The 18,995-nt window shown below is 62.0% G+C and carries 31 protein-coding genes; 14 read left to right on the plus strand and 17 right to left on the minus strand.

Going from position 1 to position 18,995, the window contains the following annotated elements; genetic code table 11:
* Positions 1-12: 12 nt before the first annotated feature.
* Positions 13-351, minus strand: coding sequence for a hypothetical protein (locus tag N2602_RS27830; protein ID WP_409241925.1), 339 nt, complete (start codon positions 349-351; stop codon positions 13-15).
* Positions 352-849: 498 nt separating this feature from the next.
* On the opposite strand from N2602_RS27830, the gene N2602_RS27835 reads away from it, so the two are divergent.
* From N2602_RS27835 to N2602_RS27845, 3 genes are read left to right on the plus strand one after another with little or no spacing between them, the layout of a single operon-like run.
* On the plus strand, positions 850-1,206 hold the full coding sequence (locus tag N2602_RS27835; protein WP_260380086.1) for a hypothetical protein: 357 nt from the start codon (positions 850-852) through the stop codon (positions 1,204-1,206).
* Positions 1,203-1,352 carry a hypothetical protein gene (locus tag N2602_RS27840; RefSeq protein ID WP_172785449.1) on the plus strand — a complete coding sequence of 50 codons (150 nt, stop codon included), beginning with the start codon at positions 1,203-1,205 and terminating at the stop codon, positions 1,350-1,352. Before N2602_RS27835 ends, N2602_RS27840 begins: the two co-directional genes overlap by 4 nt.
* Before the next feature lie 46 nt (positions 1,353-1,398).
* The gene (locus tag N2602_RS27845; protein ID WP_260380087.1) at positions 1,399-2,919 is read left to right on the plus strand and encodes an FAD-dependent monooxygenase; all 1,521 of its coding nucleotides are present in this window, start codon (positions 1,399-1,401) and stop codon (positions 2,917-2,919) included.
* Positions 2,920-3,046: 127 nt separating this feature from the next.
* Here the strand turns inward: N2602_RS27845 and N2602_RS27850 are convergent, their stop codons facing one another.
* The 7 genes from N2602_RS27850 to N2602_RS27870 form a co-directional block, all read right to left on the minus strand.
* A complete protein-coding gene (locus N2602_RS27850) occupies positions 3,047-4,660 on the minus strand; it encodes an AHH domain-containing protein (RefSeq protein ID WP_260380088.1) in 1,614 nt (537 codons plus the stop codon).
* A gap of 332 nt (positions 4,661-4,992) precedes the next feature.
* On the minus strand, positions 4,993-5,622 hold the full coding sequence (locus tag N2602_RS27855; protein WP_260380089.1) for a DUF1629 domain-containing protein: 630 nt from the start codon (positions 5,620-5,622) through the stop codon (positions 4,993-4,995).
* 222 nt (positions 5,623-5,844) lie between these two features.
* A complete protein-coding gene (locus N2602_RS27860; RefSeq protein ID WP_260380090.1) occupies positions 5,845-6,231 on the minus strand; it encodes a DUF4261 domain-containing protein in 387 nt (128 codons plus the stop codon).
* A gap of 550 nt (positions 6,232-6,781) precedes the next feature.
* Entirely contained in the window at positions 6,782-7,504 is a 723-nt protein-coding gene (locus N2602_RS27865; protein WP_260380091.1) for a DUF1629 domain-containing protein, read from the minus strand.
* Between the two features lie 15 nt (positions 7,505-7,519).
* Positions 7,520-7,798 (minus strand): imm11 family protein, encoded by a 279-nt coding sequence (locus tag N2602_RS38970; protein ID WP_409241926.1) that lies wholly within the window; start codon positions 7,796-7,798, stop codon positions 7,520-7,522.
* Positions 7,684-8,058: an imm11 family protein gene (locus N2602_RS38975; protein WP_409241927.1), complete on the minus strand. Its 375-nt coding sequence runs from the start codon at positions 8,056-8,058 to the stop codon at positions 7,684-7,686. The genes N2602_RS38970 and N2602_RS38975 overlap by 115 nt, the downstream gene beginning before the upstream one ends.
* A 296-nt stretch (positions 8,059-8,354) precedes the next feature.
* Complete coding sequence (locus tag N2602_RS27870) at positions 8,355-9,131, minus strand: DUF4261 domain-containing protein (protein ID WP_260380092.1); 777 nt, start codon at positions 9,129-9,131, stop codon at positions 8,355-8,357.
* 343 nt (positions 9,132-9,474) lie between these two features.
* Here N2602_RS27870 and N2602_RS27875 point away from each other — a divergent pair, with 343 nt between their 5' ends.
* Positions 9,475-9,651 carry a hypothetical protein gene (locus N2602_RS27875; RefSeq protein WP_260380093.1) on the plus strand — a complete coding sequence of 59 codons (177 nt, stop codon included), beginning with the start codon at positions 9,475-9,477 and terminating at the stop codon, positions 9,649-9,651.
* On the opposite strand, the gene N2602_RS27880 is transcribed toward N2602_RS27875, so the two are convergent.
* Entirely contained in the window at positions 9,629-9,802 is a 174-nt protein-coding gene (locus tag N2602_RS27880) for a hypothetical protein (protein ID WP_260380094.1), read from the minus strand. The genes N2602_RS27875 and N2602_RS27880 overlap by 23 nt on opposite strands.
* A 147-nt stretch (positions 9,803-9,949) precedes the next feature.
* On the opposite strand from N2602_RS27880, the gene N2602_RS27885 reads away from it, so the two are divergent.
* From N2602_RS27885 to N2602_RS27895, 3 genes are read left to right on the plus strand one after another with little or no spacing between them, the layout of a single operon-like run.
* Positions 9,950-10,081 (plus strand): hypothetical protein, encoded by a 132-nt coding sequence (locus tag N2602_RS27885; RefSeq protein WP_260380095.1) that lies wholly within the window; start codon positions 9,950-9,952, stop codon positions 10,079-10,081.
* Between the two features lie 50 nt (positions 10,082-10,131).
* The gene (locus N2602_RS27890) at positions 10,132-10,332 is read left to right on the plus strand and encodes a hypothetical protein (protein ID WP_212255394.1); all 201 of its coding nucleotides are present in this window, start codon (positions 10,132-10,134) and stop codon (positions 10,330-10,332) included.
* Complete coding sequence (locus N2602_RS27895) at positions 10,329-10,553, plus strand: hypothetical protein (protein ID WP_172785458.1); 225 nt, start codon at positions 10,329-10,331, stop codon at positions 10,551-10,553. The genes N2602_RS27890 and N2602_RS27895 overlap by 4 nt, the downstream gene beginning before the upstream one ends.
* On the opposite strand, the gene N2602_RS27900 is transcribed toward N2602_RS27895, so the two are convergent.
* The 5 genes from N2602_RS27900 to N2602_RS27920 all read right to left on the minus strand — a co-directional run bounded on the left by N2602_RS27900 (position 10,547) and on the right by N2602_RS27920 (position 12,670).
* On the minus strand, positions 10,547-10,816 hold the full coding sequence (locus tag N2602_RS27900) for a DUF6894 family protein (protein WP_260380096.1): 270 nt from the start codon (positions 10,814-10,816) through the stop codon (positions 10,547-10,549). The genes N2602_RS27895 and N2602_RS27900 overlap by 7 nt on opposite strands.
* 128 nt (positions 10,817-10,944) lie before the next feature.
* The gene (locus N2602_RS27905) at positions 10,945-11,193 is read right to left on the minus strand and encodes a hypothetical protein (protein WP_172785459.1); all 249 of its coding nucleotides are present in this window, start codon (positions 11,191-11,193) and stop codon (positions 10,945-10,947) included.
* A 332-nt stretch (positions 11,194-11,525) separates the two neighbouring features.
* Positions 11,526-11,801 (minus strand): hypothetical protein, encoded by a 276-nt coding sequence (locus N2602_RS27910; protein WP_172785460.1) that lies wholly within the window; start codon positions 11,799-11,801, stop codon positions 11,526-11,528.
* Positions 11,802-11,934: 133 nt separating this feature from the next.
* A complete protein-coding gene (locus N2602_RS27915) occupies positions 11,935-12,126 on the minus strand; it encodes a CsbD family protein (protein ID WP_172785461.1) in 192 nt (63 codons plus the stop codon).
* A gap of 187 nt (positions 12,127-12,313) precedes the next feature.
* Positions 12,314-12,670 (minus strand): hypothetical protein, encoded by a 357-nt coding sequence (locus N2602_RS27920; protein WP_260380097.1) that lies wholly within the window; start codon positions 12,668-12,670, stop codon positions 12,314-12,316.
* Between the two features lie 259 nt (positions 12,671-12,929).
* Here N2602_RS27920 and N2602_RS27925 point away from each other — a divergent pair, with 259 nt between their 5' ends.
* Positions 12,930-13,160: a DUF3551 domain-containing protein gene (locus N2602_RS27925; RefSeq protein ID WP_246570827.1), complete on the plus strand. Its 231-nt coding sequence runs from the start codon at positions 12,930-12,932 to the stop codon at positions 13,158-13,160.
* 85 nt (positions 13,161-13,245) lie between these two features.
* Here the strand turns inward: N2602_RS27925 and N2602_RS27930 are convergent, their stop codons facing one another.
* Positions 13,246-13,437 carry an SANT/Myb-like DNA-binding domain-containing protein gene (locus N2602_RS27930; protein WP_260380098.1) on the minus strand — a complete coding sequence of 64 codons (192 nt, stop codon included), beginning with the start codon at positions 13,435-13,437 and terminating at the stop codon, positions 13,246-13,248.
* A gap of 278 nt (positions 13,438-13,715) precedes the next feature.
* Positions 13,716-13,943, minus strand: coding sequence for a hypothetical protein (locus N2602_RS27935; RefSeq protein WP_172785464.1), 228 nt, complete (start codon positions 13,941-13,943; stop codon positions 13,716-13,718).
* Between the two features lie 39 nt (positions 13,944-13,982).
* On the opposite strand from N2602_RS27935, the gene N2602_RS27940 reads away from it, so the two are divergent.
* The 6 genes from N2602_RS27940 to N2602_RS27965 all read left to right on the plus strand — a co-directional run bounded on the left by N2602_RS27940 (position 13,983) and on the right by N2602_RS27965 (position 18,508).
* Complete coding sequence (locus N2602_RS27940) at positions 13,983-14,270, plus strand: hypothetical protein (RefSeq protein WP_260380099.1); 288 nt, start codon at positions 13,983-13,985, stop codon at positions 14,268-14,270.
* Positions 14,271-14,410: 140 nt separating this feature from the next.
* A complete protein-coding gene (locus N2602_RS27945) occupies positions 14,411-14,731 on the plus strand; it encodes a hypothetical protein (protein ID WP_172785466.1) in 321 nt (106 codons plus the stop codon).
* 25 nt (positions 14,732-14,756) lie between these two features.
* Complete coding sequence (locus tag N2602_RS27950) at positions 14,757-15,383, plus strand: hypothetical protein (RefSeq protein WP_260380100.1); 627 nt, start codon at positions 14,757-14,759, stop codon at positions 15,381-15,383.
* Positions 15,384-15,532: 149 nt separating this feature from the next.
* Positions 15,533-15,718 (plus strand): hypothetical protein, encoded by a 186-nt coding sequence (locus tag N2602_RS27955; RefSeq protein ID WP_025037635.1) that lies wholly within the window; start codon positions 15,533-15,535, stop codon positions 15,716-15,718.
* Positions 15,719-15,864: 146 nt separating this feature from the next.
* Positions 15,865-17,151: an NRAMP family divalent metal transporter gene (locus N2602_RS27960; protein WP_172785468.1), complete on the plus strand. Its 1,287-nt coding sequence runs from the start codon at positions 15,865-15,867 to the stop codon at positions 17,149-17,151.
* Between the two features lie 142 nt (positions 17,152-17,293).
* Positions 17,294-18,508 carry a mandelate racemase/muconate lactonizing enzyme family protein gene (locus tag N2602_RS27965; protein ID WP_260380101.1) on the plus strand — a complete coding sequence of 405 codons (1,215 nt, stop codon included), beginning with the start codon at positions 17,294-17,296 and terminating at the stop codon, positions 18,506-18,508.
* A 114-nt stretch (positions 18,509-18,622) separates the two neighbouring features.
* Here the strand turns inward: N2602_RS27965 and N2602_RS27970 are convergent, their stop codons facing one another.
* The gene (locus tag N2602_RS27970; protein WP_172785470.1) at positions 18,623-18,901 is read right to left on the minus strand and encodes a hypothetical protein; all 279 of its coding nucleotides are present in this window, start codon (positions 18,899-18,901) and stop codon (positions 18,623-18,625) included.
* Positions 18,902-18,995 lie beyond the last annotated feature (94 nt).

Raw genomic sequence — 18,995 nt, forward strand, 5'->3', positions numbered from 1 at the left:
TTGCCCGACGGGTCAACCGTCAATCGAGGCGCGATTGCAGATCGGGATCTCCGTCATCTCGAGCGTCGTGACGGCATCACCGCCACTCGAACTCGGCGGATGCACGATGATGCGTTCGATCCGATGGATCAATTCCAGCATGCCGTCTTCGCCGCTCTCCACTGGCTGGGCAACCTTGCCCCAGCCGCGATCGAGGATCGCATTGGCGGCCGAGACGCGGGCGGCCGGAGATGCGTCCTCGCTGCGCATGATGCCGACGAGTACCCTGATGGCCGTTCTGGTGTGGCTGCGCGCAAGCGAGCGGATCTCGGTCAGCGTGCGCGCCCTCGACGTCTTCCCTCGCGTGGGCAAGCGGACGGGTACACGCTCAAGCTCGCATTCGATCTCTTCGCTCACGAGAACGTCTCCCACAGCACGATGGCAACGAGGCCCCCGAGGGCCAGCGATATCAGATAGGCGGTCATCGTCTCTCCTCGAAAACAATATGCGCGGCAGATCGCGCGACAAGGCGCGATCGTTTCGGGCGCGAACCCTATCTCCGGTCCCGGAGACCGCAGCGGCGCGGGGCTAACCGCGCCCGGCGCCGCGGGCCGGCACGTTCGCGCGTGCACGGCCAGCAATGGTTCGGACGACGGCGCGCCGATCGGCGCTCCCTAACGCGTTATCCAAGCGAGTGCGTGGCCGTAATGCGCCGCCGCCGTCCGATCTCGAAACCGAGACGAAAAAACCCGCGGCGGATGTCGTCCCGCGCGGGTGAACCAAACTCGTTTCGATGATGTCATTCTGCCGGTGTTTTGCCCGACGTGTCAAACCCTGTGTTGCGCGCGATTGTCGTCGCGCGAAGCGAAAATGAAAATGCCCACTGCAGATTGCTTCCCGCGCGGGCCAACTCAAACTCGTTTCGATGATGCCATTCTGCCAGTGTTTTGCCCGACGTGTCAAACGAACGAATTCGCGCAAGCCGCGTTGGACAATCAGGAGCGACCGGCCATGACCACCAAGACGAACTCACCCGGCACATCGCCAAGCAAGACGGCGCAAAATCGTCCGCCCTCAAAGCCGCGCATCGACAAGGAGCACGCCACGCAGCAAGCGATCGTCGAAGACGCCGACGAGACGGCGGACGACGATCGCGATCTCGCACATGGCGAGGGCGGCACCATGGATCTCCCCACCAAACCCGGCGATATGTCGAAGGACGATTGAGCCGCCTGACCAGCGGCGCGCATCTCGATGATGCCATTTACGAAGGTGTTTTGCCCGACGCGTCAATCGACAGCGCGCAAAACGGAAAGCCCCTCCTCCCAGCTCAATATGTGGTGCGCAAGGGGCTTGCTTCAAGCCCCCGATGATCGCGTAAGACCCCTCGACCCGAACAACCAGTCGAGGGGTCACGACATGCCTTTCCTGCTTCCGACGTCCCGGTCGCGCAACCGAACCAGCGCGGAACGCGCACCCGCCGGCCATTCGGTCATCATCGCCGGCGCCGGCCCGACCGGCCTGATGCTGGCCGCCGAGCTCGCGCTGGCGCAAATCGACGTCGCCATCGTCGAGCGGCGCGCGAGCCAGGACATCGTCGAGACGCGCGCCGGCGGGCTGCACGCGCGCAGCATCGAGATCCTCGATCAGCGCGGCATCGCGGGTCGCTTTCTGCGCGAAGGGCAGATCACCCAGCTCGCCGGCTTCGCCTGGACCAGGCTCGACATCGGCGATCTCCCCACCCGCCATCCCTACGGGCTCGCGCTGCGGCAGAACCACATCGAGCGCCTCCTCGCCGAATGGGTGGCCGAGCTCGCGGTGCCGATCTATCGAAACCGCGAGGTGACGAGCTTTGCGGAAGACGAGACCGGCCTCGACGTCACGCTGTCCGGCGGCGAGCGCCTGCGCGCGCTTTATCTGGTCGGCTGCGACGGCGGCCGCAGCCTGGTGCGCAAGCGCGCCGGCATCGACTTCCCTGGCTCAAAACCTTCGCTCAGCAACCTCATGGCCGAGGTCGAGATGCGCGAAGAGCCCCAATTCGGCCTGCGCCACGACAGGTTCGGCTTTCACGGCCTCAGCAAGACGGGAAGCGGGCGCGTGCTGGTCGTGCTGACGGAGGCAAATCTCGTGCACGATGGCGAGCCCTCTTTAAGCGATCTCAGCGCGGCGCTCGAATCCGTCTACGGCACCGATTTCGGCGTCAACAATCCCGCCTGGATCTCCCGCTTCACCGATGCGGCGCGGCAGGCCGCCTCCTATCGTAGGGGTCGCGTGCTGCTCGCCGGCGATGCCGCGCACATTCATCACTCCGTCGGCGGCCAGGGCCTCAACCTCGGTGTGCAGGACGCGGTCAATCTCGGCTGGAAGCTGGCGCAGGTGGTGGATCGCATCTCGCCCGAAAGCCTGCTCGACACCTATCACAGCGAGCGCCATCCCGTGGCCGCGCGCGTGCTGAAAAACACCATGGCGCAGATCGCCCTGCTCCGCCGCGGCGACGACGGCCGCAAGGCCGCGCGCGAGGTGATTTCCGAGCTGCTCGCCATGGACGAGCCGCGCCGGCGCCTTGGCGCGATGATGAGCGGGCTCGACATTCGCTATGACATCGGCGAAGGCCACGCGCTGCTCGGCCGGCGCATGCCCGATCTCGATCTCGCGGTGGGCGGGCGGAAGCTACGATTGTTCACGCTGCTGCACGGCGCGCGCGGCGTGCTGCTCAATTTCGGCAAGCCGGGCGGCCTGGACATCACGCCCTGGGGGAAACGGCTCGCAATCGTCGATGCCGACTACGACGGCGCCTGGCAGCTTCCGGCGATCGGAGCGGTCACCGCGCCGGGCGCCGTGCTGGTGCGGCCCGATGGCCATGTGGCCTGGGTGGGAGATGAGTGCCAACGCGGACTTACGGAGGCGCTGACGCGGTGGTTCGGGGCCGGTGGTGCGTAACGCACGAACGTTCCTTTACCGCCAAAACAAACAAGCCCGCGGTAGACCCGCGGGCTTGTTCCGAATTCTTGGATGGTGCCATTCTGCCAGTGTTTTGCCCGACGTGTCAAACGACGCTCCACAAACGTCATTCCAGCGGAAGCAAAGGCCGTATCCAGCGCGAGAACCATTCCTCACCGTCATTGCGCGGATTGACGGAGCCGTCTACTCCAAAGATGGGTGGAGGAATAAGGTAGCTCGGCTCGTCCGCAAACACGCCGATCGGCTTGCTCGGTTGCGGCTGCTGGCCGCCAGCGACCGGGGCGGTCCAACTGCCAAACCGCTCGTCGAATTCGGTAGACGGCAGATACGGGACTGGCGCACTGCCCGTCGTGAACACGTTGCCCGCGTTCGTCTCATTGACACGGGCGAGACGGCGAACGTCTTCGGGCGCGACTGATCCTGCGGCAGATGTGGGCGCGACTCGGGGATCTTTGGCGGGCATGGTGCCAGCCGGGGTAGTGGCCCATTCCCCGAAGCGATCTGCAAAAGTTGCGGGCGCCTCTGGATCAAACGGGGCAGCTACGTCCGGCTGCCGCCTGAGGTTCAACGGCGCCAAAACGCCCCTGGTGCTGGCCGCGTTGTCAACGCTCAGTCCATTGTTCGATGTGGTGTGCGCAGGCGCTCCTGTCGAGAACACTCCTCCGCGAGGAGTAGAAGCCCCCATCGTCGCGCCGGAACCTTCCTGCGCATTGGCAGCGCGCGTAACCGCCAAAATGCCTCCGATGCCGAGCAGCCAGGGGAGGAGAGAGGGAGCCGCCAAGCCGACGGCGGCCCCTCCGGCCATCCAAGGAAGTGCATTGCGCACCACAGGTGTGCCGCCCGCTAATGGATTGTCGTAATATGGATTCGCCATTCCGGAGTGCGGGTCGGATAGGAGCACCAGCGGGTCCGATGGCGCGGCCGTTGTCGGAGGCAACTCACCGAGCCGTTGTTCCTCGGGACTTAGCGATGGAAAGGCTGGCAGCACGCTCCTGAAGCGTGGATCGCTCGGCGTGAATCCCTCGTTCTCGTTTAGGTCGGGACGATCGGGTGGAGATAAGCCTCGCAGGCGAGTGTCGATCAGAGAGGGGACGAGCCCCGGCGCATCCGGGATAGGGTCGACGCCCGTGAAATGCAGCGAGATGGTGCCTTTGCCAGAGCGTCTTAATATTTCGTTCCTCTCTGCCATGCTGAGACCACTCGTCGGCGACAAAAGCGGAAAAGCCAAGGCCGCATCTCGCTGACCGGCATCGCGCAACTGGTCGACGGTTTCCTGCATCTGCCGGATTTGCTCTGCTTGGTCCGCCGCGTATGTCCCGCGGTTTTGGAACCATTCACGGTTCTTACCATTTCCTTCCTCGGTCGTTAGTCCCTCTGGAGTATTGGGGAGCAGATGACCGTTTGCTACCGCGTACTTGGCAGCGGCTACAAGCGCGTTCACTTCGGAAGCTATCTCGTCCAGCGCGCGCTCATCGCCCGCATCAGCAAGGTCGAACTTTGGAGACACCTTGAGATTTTCAAGACGCTCAAAAAAACCGTCGTGGTACGTTCCGAGATGTCCCCCCGTATGCGGGCTCGAACCAAGCTCCGTCGCCAGAGGCTGTCTGGACGGCAACGTCACCAGATTTCGAACTCCATCGATGTTAAATCGTTTTCCCAAGAGTCGGATGACCGGATGATCTGCAAATTTCTTCGGCAAAACGTGATGATCTTGAAACATGCGACGGTTACTTTCTGGCGCAGGCCGGCATTCGAGCTGCTGGTGATCGCAGCCGGCTGGTCTGATCTGAAATGCTTTGGTGGATGGCCAGCAGCGAGGGCCGGCCTCTTCGTGCGCGCTAGATACTGATGCGGTCACCGGGCCGGCATCGCGGTCGGTGCAGGGCGCCTACAAGGCCATCAGGTTAATGGTGGCAGCATTCGCATACTGCGAGGGCAACCGGGGCATCCGCCCCGGGTGTCGTGCAAATGTCTTCTGCAAAAGAGCGATTCAGACGAGCCAAGAACGGGCCAGTCAGATCTCTACCTATCTCAAGGTGCGGAAACTAGGGATCAAAGCCCTTCGTAGTTGCCGTAGGCATATCCGAAGCTTAGGCCTCGCACACCGGCAGCCTTACAGGCGCCCTTCATTACCTGATCACAAAGAATCCACTGCTCCAAAAAGCGTGGCCGGAAGATATGAGCCGAACCGATAGCCTCTTCTCGGAAGACATAGCGGGAAATTGCCGTGCCATTGTAGCGCCGGTAATCTGTCCCATCGTCCAGGACTTCGACGATCGATTTTTCTTCGTCAATGACGTCGAGTCGGCGCACGACATCGCAAAGCCAATAAACCGGCGCATCTCCCTTCAGCGACCGCGTTTCGCACTTTAGAAACGCGACCCCCTCTCGATCCACGGCTTCGAGAACGCTTTTCATTCGATCGGATACGAGCCAAAAATCGTGAAACATTTCCCAATCGACCGGCGGCCTCCCAAGCGATTTGTCAATCAGCAGCCTTGGCGTTTCGGATAGCGAAGGAAAGCCTCGCTTGCCTCTCGGCGGCCGGAGCACGCGGCCGATGCCCAAGGCGGCAAAATTCTCCAATTCCCACCCGGGGGGCTTGCTAATCCTGAAATTCAGTTTGATGCGATAGAGCCTTGGCGCCTTTCTCTTTCGACTTCCATCAGAGGGCGTAGCCATAGACGATCTCTCCGTTCGCATCGCTCATCATCTCGACGTCCATTCTGCCTGCAGAATTTCGTCTTCGTTCCTCGTGACGATGGGCGCTCAACAATAAAGCCCGCGGAATCCCGCGGGCTCGATCCTTAAATCTTTCGATGATGCCATTCTGCCGGTGTTTTGCCCGACGTGTCAATTGATGGGCTGGGGGGCGCACCAAGGGGGGCTGCATTTCTGAAAGTTTCATCGAAAAGAGTCTGCGACCTCATCCGAACATGAAAACACGGGCACCCTACTGAAGACTTGGGAATTCCGATACTGAACCGCGATCCGCTCGGTTGTGCTTGCACCGATCGTGTCGCCGTCCTTCACCACGTTTCCATGCTCGATCAGATACACGGAAAGTCCTGCCACCTTGTCGATCAGTTCGGACAGCGTCAGCTTGGCGGTCTCGAACTCGATCTCGCGACCTGCGAAGGTGGACAAGCCGTCCAGTGATCGCGCCGATCTTCCGATCCGACTGGAAGGGAAGAATGTCGACCCACAGTGTAAAGGGATAGCTGGGAAACGGTGCAAAGGAGCGGCTCGACTCTTCCAACCAAAGGCCGGACGGTCGCGCCACCCGGCCATCCCAAACCACGCCGCAACATTCCGGCATAGCGGCGATCAACGCGCCGACCACCGCGGTGGTGATGCGCGCGGCGACGAGAGGCTTCTCGTTCTTTGCCAGCGCCGAGACGACCAGGTGACCGCGATGCCGGGCGGCCACCGCCTTGCCCTCCGGCCATATCGTGGCAGCGCGCGCCCACAGACCGGCATCGTCCGGTATCGGGGTCGGCATCGGCATGACGGCAACAAGCTGGTTGCCGCAGCGAAGGAGCGGCGAGCTTGCTTTGACCTGTCGCTCGCCTGGATCGTTCGGCTCCGTCATCAAATCAGGATGTCGCGCGCGAAGGATCTTGGCGACGAGCGACATGTCGGGCGTGACCGGTCGGTCCAGCAAGACAAAACTAATAAACGAGTTACTCATGAACTGCCCCGCCGAGCGCTTCGGGCGAGACACACGCCTCGCTCACAGGTTGAAACATTCAATAGAACAAACAGGGAACAATGTCAACAAAAACATCTTGCACTCGTCCACCACCGCAGCGAGCCCAACAGCAAACGGCAAAGAGCACCTTTAAGATCTTCGGCGCGGGATCAGAGGGAGATCCGAGGCGTCTTCGAACAACATGCCCCTGAGGCCTGCCGACCTCCAGGCATCCTTCAGGGCTCCGTCACATATGACACAATCTATGGCGTACGCCATTCTAAATACATGCGCATCGCCAACCAATTCGTCATTGAACACGAGCTCGACGTCACCCCAAAAATCGTAGACTTTCTGACCGAAATCTACAGAGCCTGGATCGTCGCAAATCCCGATGTTCAACCGCGATTGCTCCTCATCCAATGCGTCCAGAACACGACGCACATCGCAGAACCAGTAGCGCGGCCCATCCCAGACCCCGTTCGAAACCTGCACGTCGCAGGCGACGAAGGAAAACGCCTCTGGGTCGACGGCCTCAAACACGGTCTTAGCGCGATCAGAGATCAGCCAGAATGCATACCAGAGCTCAGAATCCAGAGGCCGGCGCCCTCGCGGATTGAACGTGACGCATGGCGTCGGCCCAGCAAAATCTGACAAGTGCCCGGGGTCGAGGAGAGAGGGGCCATCATCAGTGATCTCGAAACCACTTGGGTTGCCTGTTCGATAGAACTCCATTCTGTAGAATTTGCGTTTCCGCAATGAGGAGCGCTTGTTCTGCTTTGCCTGCTTGCTGCTCATCGGAACACATGGCCTTTTATTCGAGGTCTCGACGGATATAGAATCGCGGCTGTTCTGTCTTCCGAACAACAGCATGGCCTGTCGCCACACTCAGATTTTCAATACGTCTCGAAACCAAATTCTCTTGAGGCCCGCGACCTTGCAGGCATCTTTGAACTCTTGATCGCATATGACAGCAGAATTCTGGCATGCCATAGGGAAAATATGAGCATTGCCGATTGCTTGCTCTCTGAAGACTAGTTTGCCTCCGAAGATTAAGAACTCGTAGTATTTCTGGCCATGGTCGAGAAGCGGATATCGTCCCGGATTCCGATGCGCAGGCGCGATTGCGATTCGTCCAGCGCGTCGAGTACGCGGACGACATCGCAGAGCCAAAATTTCGGTCCGTCATAGTGACCGCGCGTCATTCGCACATCGCACGGCACGAATACAAAGGCCTCCGGGTCAAGCTTCTCGAAGAGCGCCTTTGTCCGGTCCGAAACGAGCCACCAGGCAAAACAAACCTCGAGATCACATGGCAGTTGACCGACCGATTTATCGAAGACGTAAGGTACCGGCGGGGTGGAAGCCGGCAGACGACGGACTCGGTGCGGAGGAAGGACACTCTCGTCTTCAAGACAATAACCCAGCCCGCCTCCTAGAGCGAAATTGGGGACCTATTTCGTAGAAGCGGCGCTTGCGTGCTCGGGGTCGCTTCGCAACAGCAATCGCGTTCTGGTCCGTCATATCTGAGCCTCGTTGAACATCGCGCCTGCAACGACACCCGGCCGAGGCCACGGTGAACCACTCAAAAAATAAAGCCCGCGGCGTCGCGCGGGCTTCGTTCGGTTTCGATGATGCCATTCTGCCAGTGTTTTGCCCGACGTGTCAACGATCGCCCTCGAACAGCTTCCACACAACGCCGCAATCTGCTGACGATGCCCGCTTACGTGGGATCATCCGTACAATAAAATACCGGCAGATCTCCGAAGACATCAGAGTTCTTGTAGCGCACTGCAATCCGCTCGCTCGCACTCGCTCCCATTGTATCGCCGTCCTTCACCACGTTTCCGTGCTCGATCAGATACACGGAAAGTCCCGCCACCTTCTCGAACAACGCCGGAAGCGCAAGCTTACCGGTCACGAATTCGATCTCACGGCCGACGAAGGCGGACAATCCCATGGTGATCGCTCCGATCTTTGCACCTGACCGGAACGGAAGAATGTCAACCCATAGCCTGAAGGGATAGTCCGGATATGGTGCGAGCGACCACCGCGACGTTTCGAGCCATAGATCGGCAGCCCGCGCTACCCGCCCCGCCCACACCACGCCGCAACATTCCGGCACGGTGGCAATCAACGCACCGATGACCGCAGTCGTAAGGCGGGCGGCGACCAGCGGCCGCTCACTTTTTCCGAGCAGCGAGACGATGATGTGGCCCTGATGGTCAGTTGCCACAGCCTCGCTTTCCGGCCAGGTTCGCGCAGCGCGCGCCCAAAGCCCGGGATCCTGCGGAATGGGTGCCGGCATCGACATGACCGCAACGAGCTCGTTGCCGCAACGGATGAGCGGCGAATTCGCTTGAGCCGGTTGCGACTCTTCACCGTTTGTCGCCTCTGTTGCCAACTCCGGATGCCGGAGGTGAAGGGCTTTGGCGACTGCTGACATGTCGGGCGTCACCGGCCTGCTCAACAAGACCAGAGAAAGAAGCGAGCCACTCATCAACTAACCCCCGCAGAAAATCCCGGTGAGCCCAAACTGGGCGTGTTCGCCCAGAAGTTGAAACATAGAGGCTAACTAGAACAAATAGGGAACAATGTCAATCGGCGTTTTTCTTGCGCCGGATGAGCGCAACTTGGCGGCCCGACCGGCAGTGCGCCTCAGTGCATGGGCGGCTTCGGCAATAGCTCGCCGAGAAAGAAACTGGTCCATGCAACATAACAAGGAATACCGCGCGCCGTCGCCAGAGTCGCCGCGACGTTCGCCATGCAGCCGGGCAGCATGACCAGGAACCCGCACCCCACCGCGTTCCCTCGCCATGCACGGATCAACGGACGATCCCCTGTTGGCGCGCGCCGATGCCGCCCTCCGCGAAGCCGAGCGGCTTCGCCTCGCCCTGATCCGCGAGCGCGCGATTGCACAAGCCATCTGTCACGACGCCGCGCAAACCCGCACGCTGCAATCAGGCCTTTCGCCGGCGATCGCGATTGCGCTGACGGTCAACGCTCCTCGTTCGGCGTAGCGTCGGTGCCCGGACCGAAAGGCTCGTGCGTCCTGCGTCCCAGAAACGTATCGGGTGGCGGCTGCTTCAACAGCTCGCGGCATTCGCGCACGATTCCGCGCATGTATTCAGCCTGGTCGTGGTCGACAGGCAACGGCCGATAGACGGGCATCGCGGTGCTCCCTTGCTTTGCAGGCGGGAGCGCGCTCGGTCTCTCAGCCACCGACGCCTACGGGCAGAGCCTCGGCCGGTGATGTGACCACAACTATCACAGGTCGCTTTGGTTCAATATTGAACTTTAGGACTCGCGGGACACATAATGAGTAAACCGCTCAACATGCTCAAACTGCTCGCGAAAATTAATCCGCGCAACATATCAAATGATGTGACTCCGCTGTGCCGGAAGCGTAAGGTAAATCATCACCGCAAGGCCCGTGGCATCGATCGGTGATGAGAACGCCGATTGCGCTCCCGCCCGACCTCAAATGAGGGAGCAGCGCCATGCTGACAAGACGTCGTTTCAAACAGACCAGAACCCTGACCGAACGACTCGCGGACGAAGCCGCGCGCTGCCGCGAGGAAGCCCGCACGCTGACGCCCGGCCGCCGCCGCGACATGCTGCTGCGCCAGGCGCGGCAGGACGAGACCGCCATGCAGATCGACGCCTGGCTGCGCTCGCCCGGCCTGAGGGCGCCGACATGATGCAATATCGCGCTTATCTCATCGGCGAGGATGGCGTCTTCCGCTCCGCCGAAGCGTTCGAAGCTCCCTCGGATTCCTCCGCCCTCAGCTTTGCGCAGCGGTTCACGCGGCTCGGCAAGGTCGAGGTCTGGCAGCTCGGCCGAAAGATCGCCGTGCTGGACTCCGAGCAGTCTCGGCCGCCGTTGCACGAGCCGTCTCGGCCGACGCTGACGCGTCAATGACCGCGTGACTTCGGTCCCGACCTGAGATCCTCGATCTGGAAGTTGAACTTCACCTGCATGACAGGGCCGCTCGCATCGCGCACCTCGATCGCCATCTCCTGCCGGTCGCCGGTGAGCGGCGCGGAGAGCACCGCATCGCGCGCCAGGTCGGCAACCGACTTGGCGGCCTCGGCCTGAACTGCGCGCGCGCTGGACAACTCCAGGCCCTCCTCGTCCAGCGCAATTCCCTTGTCGTCGCGAAGGTCAAAGTAATATCGGGTCATGACCGTAATCCTCTGCCCGCTTAGTGCAGAGGACGAGCAAAGGTTTCTAAAGGGCACGATATTTCCCTTGGAACCAACGGGTTCCGGGAACACAGCAGAGACGCGCGAGCCGGGCCAGCTTGCGTCGGCTACTCCTCCGCGAGCTTGCGCTCGATATAGGCGTCCACCGTCTCGGCGAACGAGCGCTGCACGCCGACCGCGGCGTCGTGCTGGTCGAGTGCGTCGCGCTGCAGCACGCGCAGGCCGCGCCCGCGCATGCTCACAGGTGCCGTGTTCAGAAACTGGTCGATGGCGCCCTTGGCAAGCGGGATGGCCTTGGGATCGCCCCTGGCGATCAGGAGCCGTAGCAGGCTCTGGCATTCGGCCAAACCGGGCATGGCGTCTCTCACCTTTGCTGCGATTTCGGCTTCGGCCGCTCTACCTTCTGGGTGTGGGTGCCGAACAGCGCCAGCAGCAGCGCGACTTCTTCCTTCGAACCGATCTGGATCATGATTGTTCTCTCCGTTTCGCTACGTTGGTCGGAGCCGGCGGGCGCCGAGTTCAGGACGATCTGGTTTCAGCACTGTTTCAGCCGTGTTTCGTCAGCGCCCTGCACCGCGCCTTCGGCCGGCTTGTGTGCACAATTGAACGCTGATCTCTCGCTTTCGCCGATCACAACCCATTTCTCTCTTCCTCACGTCTCGCCAAAGTCCGAACATTGATGCTTGTCTTAGGCCTTCGGCGGCTTGAGGAAGCCAAAATAGAAGCAGACCAAAAATAGAATGAGATGGACAATGGAACGGCCACCGCTGACCTGCGGACTCGCGACAAAATCTGTTCCCAACAGAGGCACCGAAACGTCGGCGAGATAGAGATAAAACAAAATGCCCGACGATACGAAGAACGCGCCTGCCAAGAATTTGCGAAAGCCGACATCTCGCCAAGCGAAATAGAGGCTTCCGCCAGCCATTATGATGGCCGCACCAGCATAGAGGGCAATGATCATGCTGCCTCACCCCGGTTGCGGACGCGCCCCCAATCGACGGGCGAATGACCTGAACGGGTCTCGCGCTTGCCGTGGGCTTGACAGAAACGGAAAGCCGCCCTGAGGCGGCTAGTTTCAGACTTTCCTTTTCTGCCTATTTCTTGAGAGCGTCAGAGGCGTCCCGCGCTGCGTCCTTCACATCTCCAGCGACGTTATGGGCGGATCCCTTGGCCTTATCCAACTTGCCTTCAGCTTCCAGGTCCTTGTCGCCGGTGAGCTTGCCGGCCCCTTCTTTGATCGCGCCTTTTGCCTTGTCGGCGGCGCCCTTCACATGTTCACGGTCCATGATCGATATCCTTTCCTGTGTAGAAGACGAGCACAACGAAATCGGTGCGCTGTCGTTCCTGCGAGACGCCCGCGTGAGGCGGGCTCCTCAGGAGGAGGCCGGAATGCGTGGATGCAGGTTTCAGCACTGACGCCGATGAGCCTCCTCCTGAGGAGGCGCGTCAGTGACAACGCCCCTCCGATGGCTGCTACTCTATCGTCGCATTCACCGTCATGACCGATTTGCCAGAGCCGTATGGACCCTTTCCTTCACCATAGATGGCGAACGTATTGGTGCCCTTGTAATTGGCTGCCGCGGTGTACCTGAACGTCGTTACGTTGACTTGTCTGAGCTTCCCGTGCGCGGGCTTCCGGGACACGCCGGAGCTATGCATCGCTCCCGGAATTCGCATCGGGAAATTGCACGTTTCGCCCGACCTGACCGCGAAGTAGGCCGTCATGTCCACGCCGAACACGGATGGGTTACCGGTGACTCTGCACTCGGAGATGGCGAAGGCCGTAGCCGGCGTCAGGCTCAGCACAGCAGTGAGAGCGAATATCCGCATGCTCATCTCCTGTTAGGATCAAGCGGCATCCGGAGCCATTGATTTCCAAGGGTGGGGACAACCATTGACTTGAATCAACATTCGACCGGCGACGACCAGGCGATTGAAGAGGCGGAAGTAGCGACTTTCCTTGGTTGATGGCTGGCGGCCTGCGGATTGCCTTTTGAGGCTCCACCCCTTTCCAGGATGTTCTATAATCCGTCGGCTCTAAATGATGGAGGGTCAAATGCGACTCGCTTTGCTTATTGGGGTCCTGCTGATGGGGCTTTCTTCAGCAGCAAACGCCCGCGATTATCCCTGGTGCGTCTTCGGTGGCCATGCTGGCCCCCCTGGCGAATGCATGTATGAGACGAGGGAGCAGTGCCTGGCTTCGGCATCGGGACGGTGGACCAGCTATTGCGATATCAATCCGCGCGTGAGATTCCAGCAGCAGGCACCGCCCCCGACAGCATGTGACTCTCGCGGGCGCCGGTGCGCGCCGAGATCGTGAAGCGTTCAGCGCAAGGCCGCCGCGTCGCGGGTAAAGCAGACATCGACCCGCTGACCGAGCGTTGACTAGTCCGCACCAGCGCGCGCTATTTGCCGCGCCTCGAAGTGCCGGTGCCTAGCGCAATGCCGTGCTGCCAGGCCCGCACCCGCACCGCCGCTTCGCTCCGATTGAGCTCTGCCGCAATCTCGTCGGGCCGGCGTCCGGCTTCGGCCAGCGCTTTCAGCCGCTCATGCTCGTCCGCTGTCCACCTCTTCAGCAAGGGATAGCGTGATTGCATGGTTGGAGCTGGCTCACCCGTTCATTCAAGTGCGACGACAATCGGCCGAGGCGGACCAAGTTCCTATCCGTGGCGGACGGGCCATAGCACGGGCTTTGCGAGGTGAACTTAGCAAAAGTTAAGCCCGCGACGGATCGCTCCGCGCGGGCCTGGTTTCGAGCGCAAGGCTCGGGTGAGACCTTCGTCTCAGTGCATGTGGCCGATCAGATAGATGCCGCCGCCGAGAACGATCACGGCCGGGACGGCCCAAAGCAGAAGTACGGGCATCGCTTGCCTCCTCAGTTCGAGGTGCAGACCTTGACGGACTTCATGCCGGTCTCGGCTTCCGACCTGGTCTTGTACACGGTGTCGCCGCTGACGACCGTCGTTTCCGTGGTCGTCGGCTTCGACTCGGTGATGGTGCACTTCTTGGTCTTGACGTCCTGAACCACGTAGAACGTTTGCGCAAACGCGGGAGCCGCAACTGACGTCAGCACGGCGGCAGCAATGATTGCTTTGATATTCACGGTGTCCTCCTCCAGCAGCCCGGTCGATCCAGGCGTGTGTTGTACAAACCCGAGAAATTGCCAGTTGTTCCCGGTCATTCCCCGAACCAATTCCGCCTGATTGCGTTGGTGCGCGAACAGGAGGCTTCGATGCTCGACTTGCGGCTCGTGACGACTTCCCTGGCGGTGCTCGCTGCGCTGATCAGCGTGGCGCTGGCTGAGCCCGTCAAGGATCAGGCTCCACCGGTGGTTCAAACTGCCACCGAAGCCCGTCCCATTCGCGTGATCCTTCCGGCGCCGTGGGAGCCCACCAAGGGCCAGGCCGAGTCTGTGCAATCTTCAAAGTAGCAGGCGTCGGTCGAGCGACGGCCGCAGCTCGGTCGACATTGTCGCGGCCAAAGCGCCGCAGCAAACTCCTCCAAAACAACAGCAACCATTTCGAATCTCACCTGTTGTCGCCGGCACAATCACTTGCAGGAGACAACAACATGAAACGTCTGACAGTGCTGGCCGCAACCTTGTTGCTGCTCGGTTCGGTGCCCGCGGGCGCCCAGTCGCAGCCGGCGCAAAGCGGGCCGGGCAACAACGCGGTCAACAGCTCCGACCAGAACAACTCCAACGCACCGGTCGCGGGCCGCAACAGCTTCACCGAAGGACAGGCGAAATCGCGGATCGAGGGCGCGGGATATTCCAACGTCTCCGGCCTGCAGAAGGACGACAACGGCGTCTGGCGCGGCAAGGCCGACAAGGCCGGCACCAAGACCGACGTCAGCGTCGACTTCCAGGGCAACGTCAACCCCGCCAAGTAATCCGCGAATTTCAGGAGATCCAGACATGACGACCACCATCTCTCGCCTGTACGACAATTACGCCGATGCCGAGCGGGCCGTGGCCCGGCTCGAAAGCGCCGGCGTGCCGCATTCCAACATCAGCCTCGTCGCCAACAATTCGGACAATTGGTACGGCTCACGCTCCGGCAAGGTCGATCGTGACCGCGACGGCGTCGACGATCGCGCCGAAGGCGCCGGCACGGGTGCCGGCATCGGCGCCGGGCTCGGCGGCGCCGCCGGCCTGCTCGCGGGTCTTGGCCTGTTGGCCATCCCCGGCCTTGGCCCGGTGGTCGCGGCCGGATGGCTCGCCTCGACCGCGGCAGGCGCGGCGGCTGGCGCGGCCACCGGCGGAATCATCGGCGCGCTGACCGAGGCCGGCGTCTCCAGGGAAGACGCATCGCGTTATGCCGAGGGCGTCCGCCGCGGCGGCACGCTGGTGTCCGCGAAGGTGCCGGACCAGGACCGCGCGCGCCTTGATGCGCTCCTGCACGAGCGATCGGTCAACCTTCAAGAGCGCAGCGCCGCCTGGCAGAAGTCCGGCTGGACCGACTTCGACGCCGCCAGCCCGCCGCTGTCGCCGGAGGATATCGGCCGCGAGCGCGAACTCTACGGCGTGGGCTCGCGGCGATAGGGCCGCAAACCTCCGACACGACAAAGGCCCCGCGATGCGGGGCCTTTTAACTTTGTCTCAAATGCCGCAAAGCGGATTGGGCGAAGTGAAATCTCTTCGCCTCATGCTGGGACATGTCGCCTGGACGGGGCAAGCCGGAGAGATCTCCCATGTACTACGTCGCCGCTGCATTGCTGGTGCTGTCGGGACTGTTCTATTCCGCGAGCCGTCACGAGCTCGGCCAGTTCGGTGCGGACGTGTGCAGCTATGGCAGCACGTTCTGCAACAATCCGGTGGTGCTCTTCACCGGCGCCGCACTGGCCGCCGCCTGGGGCATGTTCGTCAGCATCAAGTAGCCGATGATGGCAATCTAGACCTGTTTTGCCCGACGGAGCAAACTCACTTAGCATTTTCGAAAATTAGCCGCCGGCGGCGGCAGCGGGAACTTATGTTCCTTGATTCGCATTTGCTATGACGACGTCCGCACCGTTCGAGCCCGTTTATGAGCGACAGCGCCCTCACCCCGACGAAATCCGCGCCAACGCTGCTGCAACGCTTGGGGCCCGGCCTCATCACCGGAGCTGCCGACGACGATCCGTCCGGCATCGCCACCTATTCGCAGGCCGGCGCCCAATTCGGCTATGGTCTGTTGTGGACGGCGTTTCTGACCACGCCGTTCATGATCGCGATCCAGCTCGTCAGCGCGCAGATCGGCCGCGTCACCGGCAAGGGCCTCGCCGCCAACGTCATGCGGGTCGCGCCGCGTTGGGCGGTGCTGGCGCTGGTCTCGATGCTGGTCGCCGCGAACACGTTCAACATCGCCGCCGACATCGCCGCGATGGCCGAGGCACTCTCGCTCGTGATCGGCGGCCTCAACCACGAGCACGCGCTGATCTTCGCGGCGGGCTCGACCCTGCTGCAGGTGTTCCTGCCCTATCGCCGCTATTCGCCGGTGTTGAAATTCCTCACACTGGCGCTGTTCGCCTACGTCGCGACCGCCTTCACGGTGCAGATTCCCTGGAGCACGGCGCTGCTCGCCGCGGTGTGGCCGAAGGTGAACGTCAGCAGCGACTATCTCCTCATGGTGGTCGCCGTGCTCGGCACCACCATCAGCCCCTATCTGTTCTTCTGGCAGGCCTCGCAGGAGGTCGAGGAGATGAACCAGGGCAAGCGCGACAAGCCGCTTCGCGAGCTCAAGCGCGGCGGCGGTCACGAGCTCGACCGCATCAAGATGGACACGGTCTCCGGCATGCTGCTCTCCAACGGCATCGCCTTCTTCATCATCCTGACCACCGCATCGGTCCTGCACGCCAACGGCGTCACCAATATCGGCTCGGCGACGGAAGCGGCCGAAGCGCTGCGGCCGCTCGCGGGCGATTTCACCTTCGCCCTGTTTGCGACCGGCATCATCGGCACGGGCCTGCTCGCGATTCCGGTGCTGGCGGGCTCGGCCGCCTACGGCGTTGCCGAGATCTTCGGCTGGCGCGCCACGCTGGAGGCCAAGCCGGACGAAGCGGCCGGCTTCTACACCATCATCGCCGCGGCGACCCTCATCGGCTTCGGCCTCGGCTTCACCGGCATCGACTCGATCCACATGCTGGTGTGGAGCGCGGTGCTCAACGGCATCGTCGCCGTCCCCATCATGGCGATGATGATGCTGATCGTCTCGAGCCGCGCGATCATGGGCCGCTTCAGGGCCCGCTCCTGGCTGATCGCGCTGGGCTGGCTCGGCACCGCGCTGATGGCGCTCGCCGTCCTCGCTTTGCTCGGTTCGTCGGTGATTGGCTGACGCAAGCGCTGCTTCGGACGCGCTGCCGCGTTGCGTCCTAGCGCCCTTCCCGCCGCCCCGCGCTTGGCCTAACAATGCGGTCCGGGCCCGGCCTGAGATCGGGTCGAAAAAAAGAAGCCCGGCCGGGCGAGTAGGGAGCGACATGACCAAATCATCAAAAGCAACAAGCCTCGAAATCCTCGCCTGCGATGCCGGCTGGAGAAACTATCATTTCGTCAAGCTGACGACCGAGGACGGCATCATCGGCTGGAGCGAATTCGACGAAGGCTTTGGCTCGCCCGGCGTCGGCGCCGCGATCCAGCGCCTCTCCGCCCGGGTCATCGGGCAAAACGTCTTCCAGCACGAGCGCATCTTTGCCGAATTGTTCGCGGCGACGCGTCCCGCGGCCGGCGGCGTGGTGGCGCAAGCGCTCGGTGCGATCGAGAACGCGCTGCTCGATGCCAAGGCGAAATCGCTCGGTGTTCCCTGCTATGAGCTGCTCGGCGGCAAGATCCGCGATCGCGTCAGGGTCTACTGGTCGCATTGCGCCACCTGGCGCATCAATCACCCGTCCTGGTACAAGCCGCCGATCGAAAGTCTCGACGGCGTCAAGGCGATGGGGCGCGAGGTGCGCGAGAAGAAGTTCACCGCGCTCAAGACCAACATTTTCTCCTATGACGAGGGCAGGCCGACCGGCTGGCGCCCCGGCTTCGGCTCACCTTTTGCACCCGAGATCAACGTCGACCGCAAGATCCTGCGCGACCTGCACATGCATCTGGAAGCGATCCGCGACGGTGCCGGCCCCGACGTCGACATCCTGCTCGACTGCAACTTCAACGCCAGGACCGAAGGCTATCTGAAGATCCTGCGCACCATTGCCGACCTCGACATGTTCTGGGTCGAGATCGACAGCTTCAATCCGGACGCGCTCGGCTATATCCGCCGGCAAAGCCCGCACCCGATCTCGTCCTGCGAGACGCTGCTCTCCTTGCGTGAATTCCTGCCCTATTTCCAGGCGCAGGCCATGGACGTCGCGATCATCGACACGCCCTGGAACGGGGTCTGGCAGTCGATGAAAATCGCTGCGGCAGCCGAAGCCTTCGAGGTCAACGTCGCCCCGCACAATTTCTACGGCCATCTCTGTTCGATGATGAACGCGCATTTCTGCGCCGCGGTGCCGAACCTGCGGATCATGGAGATCGACATCGATCGTCTATCCTGGGATCGCGAGCTGTTCACGCACGAGCCGGAGATCGAGAACGGCCACCTCGTCATCCCGAACCGGCCGGGTTGGGGCACCGAGCCGAACGAGGAAGCCTTGCGGGCCCATCCGCCGAAGACCAGTGGCGGGCTCCTCAGCTACGGTCGCAAGAGCTGAGCGGAATGGCATCAGGTCGAATCGATTGCTACGGTCTCGGTGCTCCCTCTCCCGCTTGCGGGAGAGGGAGCGCACCTCCATCATTGGAACGATCAAGCCTCATTCCATCGCGCTTTAGGGCGTCACGGGATTGACGGTCGGAGAGGTCTTCGGCCGCTGCGGCTCGATCGGCGACTTCGGATCGGTCGGGAGCACCATGGCGCCGGCGGCCCGTGCCGCTTCGCCCGTGGTCGCAAACATCGCGACATGGGCCGGCTGTGTCTTGGCCCGGCTCCACGGCCCGTGGTCGACGATCAGCATGGCCGCAATCGTCACACCCGCCACGATCAGCGCGATCACGCCGGGATGGCGGAGAGCGTTGGGGATGGAATGCGCGAGGCTAGCATTTGTCATCGAAGGATCCGCATTTTTCCTCTCGCAGGTTAATTCGGTCGAGCGCCCTCCGGTTCCCCTGCCGTGAGCAGGTTCCCGAGCCGGCACAGGGGCA

The organism is Bradyrhizobium sp. NC92 (genome assembly GCF_025200865.1).
Lineage (GTDB): Bacteria > Pseudomonadota > Alphaproteobacteria > Rhizobiales > Xanthobacteraceae > Bradyrhizobium.